Genomic DNA, 7,648 nt, shown 5'->3' on the forward strand with positions numbered 1-7,648 from the left:
TTATGCCGAGCTGGAGTTTTACCAGATCTATTTCGTCGTGCTGGTCATCTGGGCGATCCAGTTGATCATCAGCCCAATCTGGTTGAAGTACTTTCTGTTTGGCCCGCTGGAGTGGTTGTGGCGGAGTTTGACGTATTGGAAATGGCAGCCGATGCGGAGAGCAACCCCGACTCCTGGCCTCGTTTCACCCGCGTCCTAAGTTTTGCTAAACGTCGATTTAAATCATTCATTTACACTACTAAAATCCACTAAATATGTCTACCAAATTGTTTTTCGCTTGCGCCATCACCCTGATCGGCGCCCTGACCCTTGCTGCCCAAAGCGGCACCACCGCCGAAGGCCTGAAATACACCGTCCTTCAAGCTGGCAACGGCCCAGCCCCAAAAATGGGACAGGAAGTAATGATCCAGGTAGAGGGCCTGGACAGCACGGGCAAAGTAGAGTTTTCCAGTCGCGATCTGGGATACAACATGCATTTCCAATTGGGCAAAGAAACCGACCCCATTTCCAAAGCCCGTGATATACTGATGACCCAGATGAAAAAAGGCAGCAAATACCGCGAAGAATTGCCCTACAGCCTCCTACCTGCCGAGGCGCCCGAAAGTAAAAAATCGGGGTACATCGTCTCCATTGTCGAAATCACCGACGTGATGGACGCCAAGCCTGCTGCCTGCGATCTGTTTGTAGAAACCGCCGAAAAAAGTGGCATTGCCGCCGCGGAGGCTGAATTCAAAGCGTTGCAAAAAAACAATCCGAAGGGATACAGTTTTTTTGAATGGGACATCAATGCAGCAGGTTATAAAGCGTTGGAAGCCAAAAAAGTCGACGTGGCCATCGCACTCTTCACCCTCAATGCGGCCATGTTTCCCAATTCTGCCAACGTTTACGACAGCCTGGCGGATGGCTATGCGGCCAAAGGGGACAAGGAAAAAGCCAAGGCCAATTATCAAAAGGCTTTTCAGATGAACCCGAAGTTTACAGCCAGTAAGGAGAAGATGGAGAAACTATAACGAGGTGTTCCTATCCTTCGTGTTTGAAACCTGGAATGACTACTTCTAGTTTTTAACAATAAGTGGTTGACCACATTAAATCAACCATTTAATGTGGTCAACCACTCAAAATAAATTTTTACCATGCAATTAAATAATTTTTTCTCAGTCTTGGCAACGTGTATTGCCTTTGTTGTTTTCACTTTTGCCTGCAATAATGCACCAACTAAGGATGCTAACCCTACCGCTACCGCACAAAGTATCCAAACAGGTGGCGTAAAAGTTATCCCCATCACCACACCCAAAGGAACTTTTAATGTGTGGACAAAGAAAATCGGTGATGGTAAAATAAAGGTTTTGCTTTTGCATGGCGGACCAGGTTTTACCCACGACTATTTTGAATGCTTTGAAAGCTTTCTACCCAAAGAGGGCATCGAATTTTACTACTACGATCAATTGGGCGTTGGCAATTCTGACATTCCAGCCGATACCTCACTTTGGAATCTTCCTCGCTATGTAGAAGAAGTAGAACAAGTAAGAAAAGGATTGGGACTCGAAGATTTTTATTTGCTGGGGCATTCATGGGGCAGTATGTTGGCTATGGAATATTTACAGCAATACCAAGGCCATGTAAAAGCCGCAGTATTATCTAATATGACTGCTGGCATTAAAAGTTATGTAACCTATAGTAATCAATTAAAAAATGAAATTCTTTCAAAAAAAGAATTGGCAGTTTATGATTCATTAGACCAACGTAAGCTTTATGACTCCCCTGAATACCAAAACTTATTGATGAGTAAACTTTATACACAGGTGGCCTGCCGCATGCCCGTTGAAAATTGGCCGGAACCATTGATGAGGGCATTCAAGAAAGCAAATCATGAGATATACATACACATGCAAGGTGTGGACGAGTTTCATGTAACGGGTAATTTTAAAGATTGGGAAATGTGGGACAGATTGCCCAATATCAAAGTTCCAACACTTGTGCTTGGTGGCAGGTATGATGAAATGAATCCAGAGGATATGGTGAAAGAGGGGCAACTGATTCCGAACAGCAGAACTTATTTGTGTCCCAACGGAAGCCACATGAGCATGTATGACGACCAACAAAATTACTTCTCAAACCTCATTGCTTTTTTAAAGGACGTGGAAAACAACAAGTTCACTCCAGACAAAAAATAATAAAATAGCATTGAACAAAACACCACGGCGCGGATGGCAAGTGGTTATCTTCCCACGGGATGTGGAATACTGTTACGCTGGCGTTGAAGTAAGTTGTGAGGGATGAGTTTCGAGTTAAACACAATTCAAAATTTGTCTCTCACAACTCAGAATTTTCTCTATTCTTAAATAAAAAAAGGATGCAAGAAAAAGCAAATCAAGCAATAGCCTTCAACTCCAAAGCCACCATTGTGGCAATGGGCTTACTCTTTATCCTGCTGCAAATAGGCTTTCACCCAACCTATTTGCAGTATTTTCCAAAGTTTGAACAATTTAACTGGGTACATCATACGCATGGAGCTATCATGGTTTCTTGGATGTTTATGCTGGTTATACAACCTTATCTGATTCATAAAAGGAAATATCCTGTTCATAGACTAATCGGTAAAATTTCTTATATAACAGCACCACTAATGCTCATTTCCATGTTTTTAGTAACAAGACTAAATTATCTTACTACGGTTGGTAAAATAGACTTTAAAGATGTGGCTCATATTCAAGCATTAAACTTTATAGAACCACTAAGTTTTTTTATTTTTTATTTGCTTGCTGTCATCAATAAAAATGATGTTTATCAACACAAGCGATACATGATAAGCACTTCTTTTCCTATGATAATGGCTATTTTTAGCAGAATTTTATATAACAGCTTTGGAACAATGATTGAGCCGTATGAGTATTTTATACCGCTATATTTTTGTTCTTTAATATCAATATTACTTCTGGTTAATGATATTTCGAAGAAGAATAACCCAATTCCTTCTACTATTATAACTGCTGTAATTCTTTTGAACACACTTATTTTTCATGCCCGTTATACAGAAGTGTGGCAGACTATAGTGCGGCTTGTGGGGGATACTATTTTCTGATTTATATCCCCTCCCTGTTTTCTCTAATTTTTTAACAATAAAACAAGTTTTTAAAATGAAAAAAACAACATTGTTTATCGCTTTTTGCCTTTTAGCAAATCTCTTTGGTTGTACAAATGCAGACAAACCCAAACCCGCAGCAGTAGAAGACTCCAGCAATAACAATGTTTTTTCAAAAGAGAAAATTTTATCGCCTAAGCCGCCGCCACCCGGGCTTTCTACTTCACTTCCGCCACAGCAATCCATGTTGCCGCCTGCACCGAATAACTTAAAATTGGAGCAAGGATATTTTCAGGCAAAAGATGGTGTTCAATTATTTTACCGCATGGTTGGTTCCGGAAAAGACACTATTGTTTTCATTCATGGCGGTCCTGGAGTGGGAATACACGATGGAGCAATGGACATTGAAATTCTTGCAAATAAGGGTTATACATTCATTGAGTATGATCAACGTGGTTGTGGCAGGTCTGAACTGGTGCGAGACTCCACAAAACTTACAATGGATGATTATGTTGAAGAACTGGAAGCACTCCGACAACATTTCAAGATTCAAAAGCTTACACCAATAGGATTATCCTGGGGCGCAGCAATTGTTACGAACTATGTAAATCGTTTTCCGCAAATGGTGCGACGTTTGGTATTCCTGAGCCCTATGGAGCCGGCCGCCGAGCTTGATAAGAGAAAAGAATCTATTGACGCTGCTTTAGGAGAAACTAAAACAAAGCAAATAGATAGCCTACTCACGTTAATGGAGAAAACTACCAACGATACAATATATCGTACACTCTTTGTAAACTATATATCAATTTATCTAAGCGCTTACGTTACTGAGGCTTCCCATCTTGCTCGTGCACGTGGAAATGACGGAGAAGTTTCTCCATTAGCCATCAGAAACGGCAATCAGCCGTTGTGGCGATGGAGTGGTCTTTCTAATCAATGGGATTTTCGTCCAATGCTTAAGCATATTAGCGTTCCCGTATTGGTCATAGAAGGAGCAAAAACAAACGTTCCTTTGAATGCGACAAAAGAGTATGTAAGAATCATAAAAAATGCAAAACTGGTTTTGGTTCCGAATGCAGGCCACCAAAACTGGTTAGACCAACCAGAAGAAGTACTAAATGCTTTGGACAAATTTTTTAAATCAACCTTTGATTAAAAAAAATTTGAACATAATTTTTACCACTAAACATTCTGCTTTCCCTCCATTCTCATTCATCAAAACAAGCTAACATGCAACGTAGAAATTTCATCAAAACCACCGCCCTATCCGCCATCGCCATCAGCGCCACCGGTTTTGTCCATTTCGACGGCCAACGCTACGTAGGCGATTGTGCAACCACCTCCGACATTCTGGGGCCATTTTACCGCCCGAATAGCCCGGTGCGAAACCTACTCTCCATCAAAGGTGAAAAAGGTGACCCCATCACTTTGCTGGGAAAGGTGCTACACGACGATTGCAGTACTCCCTACAAAAATGCCGTGATCGAGCTCTGGCATTGCGACGGCAGCGGGGTATACGACAACGAATCCAATGAGTTCAAATACCGGGGCACTACCTACAGCGACGACAAGGGCAATTATTCTTTCAAAACCATCTTACCCGTGCCTTATGATGCAGGGGGTGGAAATTTCCGTCCAGCGCATTTCCACATGATGATCACCGCAGTGGGGTATCAGCCCTTGGTGACCCAGCTCTATTTCAGCGGCGACCCCTGGGTAGAAAAAGACAGCAGTTCATCTTCCCCTGCCGCAAAAAAGAGAATCCTGGAGGTCCAGAATTTGACGGGTGGCAGCAAAAAAGTGGAGTACAACATCAGTATGGCCAAAAAATTGGCGATTGAACCAGCCGCCATGGGTCTCCTGGTGGGCAACTACATCGCGGAAAATGACCCCAACAATAAAATGGAGCTGTTCAGAAAGGACAAACAACTCTGGGTTAAAGGCGACAAAACGAATGGGATGCCCTTTGGGATGAACTTTGAATTTGTGGGCGATAATACCTTCACATTTCCAGGTACGACTGTGGAGGAATATTCGGCTGTTTTTGAAATAGGTGATTACGGCAAGATCACAATGAGGGAAACCTATAAGAACGACAAAGGGGAAAAGATGGTGGTGGTGTATAAGCGGGTGATGAAATGATGAGGCACGCTCACACCCAATCACCCCAAAACGACCTTTCTTTACCAGGGAACACCCTCAGCAAATAATTGGCCAACGCAAAGGTTATCCCACCTCTGAATCGAAGAGAGGACGCCTTTGCACGGCCAATGATCAAGCAAGCTTGGGTACGGTTACTGGATTTCCCTACCCTGATTTCTCCTGATCGGAAATAAGTGATCTCTTCCCAGTCCAACAAAAAATTGGCCCGAGGGAACAGCAGCACGGGTTTGGCCGTACTTATCCATAAACCCTGGTGAGTGGCCGTCACTTCACAGTCGGTAATCAGCAATTGGTTTACCCGATAATCTAATCCAAAGATGCACAAAGCAAGCAAAACTAGCTCAAAAGCCCCGGTAGACCTTCAAACAGCAATGCATCGATCAACATTGCCATAGAAAATCCCAGGGCACAAGCGAACAAACGTAGCAATATGCTTACAAATATGGCTGGGGATTTGAGTTGTAACCGGAAGGTTGAGGTAGTTTTTGTGAGTTCAGACATTTTTAAGCAATACTTGATGACAACAATGGGCATTGAAACAGCTTTGGACGAAGGCAAGTTCCAATAAAAGTAAATTACTTCCCTCTCCCACTTACCTCTCGCCCATGAGCTGCAATTAAGGACTAGAAAATGTCCCACTTTTAACCACCCACAACTAAGCATCACCTATGCATACCAATCTTAAAATTTCAAAAAACCATCACCTGATTGTCCTTGTTTTGGCGATCAGTGCCTTATTGCCTGCTTGCCAAAACCAAAAATCCAACCACCAATCTCTAGTGGGTTTAGGACTGGGGATTAGCGATGCTACCGTAGTTGTATCCAACCTGGACAGCGCCCGGCAGCATTACGCCGAAAACCTTGGCTTTGACATCCCCAAGCCTGAAAAATACGATCCAGGAATTTACAGCGGATCAATTGGCATTTCTGCATTCTTTCCGGACATGTCGGCCCTGGAATTAATCACCCTGAAGGATTCAATCCCCAAGCCCAAACAATCATTCATCCGCTCTTTTTTGAAAAAGCATGAAGGCGTTCGTTTGTATTCCCTTTCTACCTCATCGGCAAAGGCCACTTTGGATTGGCTAAACACCCGGGGATTCGCCATAGACTCGGTTCAGGAAGGTCGGTCTGCAAAAGAATTACCCAAGAGCTGGGATTGGGATGATGGCGGTCCACAATGGCGCACGGTGGGCTTGAATGCCAAGATTCCCCCCGCACATCTCCCCGCTTTCAGAGAGTATCCTGGTCTGCCTTATCAGGACTATCAAAACGAAAAAACATCCATCTATGCGATGAACCGCACGTATTCCAATCATCCCAACGGTGCCGTGGGCATGACTGCGCTGCGCATTGTAGTGGACAACCTGAAGGCTGCCCGCAAGGAATTTAAAAAGATGGGATTGAGCGAATTGAAACAGCCCAAGTCTCCAGATGTAGTTCGATTCCAGGTATCTGCCAATCAGGAATTGCAGCTGATCACGCCCCAATCTCCTGGCGATTCACTTTCCAAATTTTTGACCGCCCGCGGCCCAAGCGTATTTGCCATGCGCTTTGAAGTAAAAAAACTGAAAGCCACGCGGGCGTTTTTCAGAAAGAAGCTGCCAGCCAAAGCCTTGCGCATGGGAAAATCACCCGAGCGTTTGATTGTGTTAAAAGAATATGCCCACGGCGTGCAGCTTGAATTTGTGGAAGAACCCAAAGCGCAAGCACTCCTAGCTCAGCAATACGAGATTGTGGAGGGCAAAAAGCTGAATCCTGTGGCAAAAAAACATGCCTCGGCCCTGTATCAAAAGTATTGTGCCTTGTGCCACGGCAAGAACCGGGAAGGTTATGCCGCCGACAACGCGCCTTCCTTGCGCTCTCATTCCTTGATGTCGGTCACCAAAATTCCAGCAGCCAATTACAATTTCCTCCGCTATACCATTGCCTATGGCCGGCAAGGTACCGCCATGGCCGCTTATGCCAAAGACCAGGGTGGCCCCTTGGAATATTTAGACATCGACCTGTTGATCACCTGGCTGCGCGAAAAAAGTGGCGTAAAAAAACCGCTTGAACTATCAACCGATCCGGTAAGCGGAGATGTCGCGCTTGGCAAAAAATTGTACAACAAAACCTGTGCAACTTGCCATGGTATGAAGGGTGAAGGCCTTAGTGCCCCGGCCTTGGGAAACCCCATGTTTTTAGCCACTGCAAGCGATGCTTTTTTGCGCTATGCCATTGCGGAAGGCCGAGACAGCACTCCCATGCGGGCATTCAAAGACGAACTCAAGAAGGAAGAAATAGACGGCCTCACGGCTTATATCCGCAGTCGCGCCTCGGGCTGGAACGCTCCTGGCGCAGTGGTGATCAAAGAACCACTTCCGAAGGACTACATCTTGAACCCGAAAAACAAGGCTCCAA

Annotated in this window: 8 protein-coding genes; 7 read left to right on the forward strand and 1 reads right to left on the reverse strand. The window is 44.4% G+C overall.

All coding sequences use genetic code 11. From position 1 onward, the window contains the following. The 6 genes from SFV55_RS06055 to SFV55_RS06080 form a co-directional block, all read left to right on the forward strand. Window positions 1–199, forward strand: a 199-nt coding sequence (locus SFV55_RS06055) for a DUF418 domain-containing protein (protein WP_320028578.1), incomplete at its 5' end; no start/stop codon positions are given. Window positions 200–254: 55 nt separating this feature from the next. Beyond that, window positions 255–1,010, forward strand: a complete 756-nt coding sequence (locus SFV55_RS06060; RefSeq protein WP_320028579.1) for a hypothetical protein — start codon at window positions 255–257, stop codon at window positions 1,008–1,010. A 123-nt stretch (window positions 1,011–1,133) separates the two neighbouring features. Continuing rightward, a complete protein-coding gene (locus SFV55_RS06065; RefSeq protein WP_320028580.1) occupies window positions 1,134–2,174 on the forward strand; it encodes a proline iminopeptidase-family hydrolase in 1,041 nt (346 codons plus the stop codon). Window positions 2,175–2,353: 179 nt separating this feature from the next. Then, entirely contained in the window at window positions 2,354–3,082 is a 729-nt protein-coding gene (locus SFV55_RS06070) for a hypothetical protein (protein ID WP_320028581.1), read from the forward strand. Between the two features lie 55 nt (window positions 3,083–3,137). Then, window positions 3,138–4,238, forward strand: coding sequence for an alpha/beta hydrolase (locus tag SFV55_RS06075; RefSeq protein WP_320028582.1), 1,101 nt, complete (start codon window positions 3,138–3,140; stop codon window positions 4,236–4,238). Window positions 4,239–4,312: 74 nt separating this feature from the next. Further along, window positions 4,313–5,224 (forward strand): catechol 1,2-dioxygenase, encoded by a 912-nt coding sequence (locus SFV55_RS06080; RefSeq protein ID WP_320028583.1) that lies wholly within the window; start codon window positions 4,313–4,315, stop codon window positions 5,222–5,224. Between the two features lie 10 nt (window positions 5,225–5,234). Here the strand turns inward: SFV55_RS06080 and SFV55_RS06085 are convergent, their stop codons facing one another. Then, on the reverse strand, window positions 5,235–5,534 hold the full coding sequence (locus tag SFV55_RS06085) for a hypothetical protein (protein ID WP_320028584.1): 300 nt from the start codon (window positions 5,532–5,534) through the stop codon (window positions 5,235–5,237). 379 nt (window positions 5,535–5,913) lie between these two features. On the opposite strand from SFV55_RS06085, the gene SFV55_RS06090 reads away from it, so the two are divergent. Further along, a partial coding sequence (locus SFV55_RS06090; RefSeq protein ID WP_320028585.1) for a c-type cytochrome occupies window positions 5,914–7,648 on the forward strand: 1,735 nt, incomplete at its 3' end.

Source organism: Haliscomenobacter sp., assembly GCF_033763495.1.
GTDB lineage: Bacteria > Bacteroidota > Bacteroidia > Chitinophagales > Saprospiraceae > Haliscomenobacter.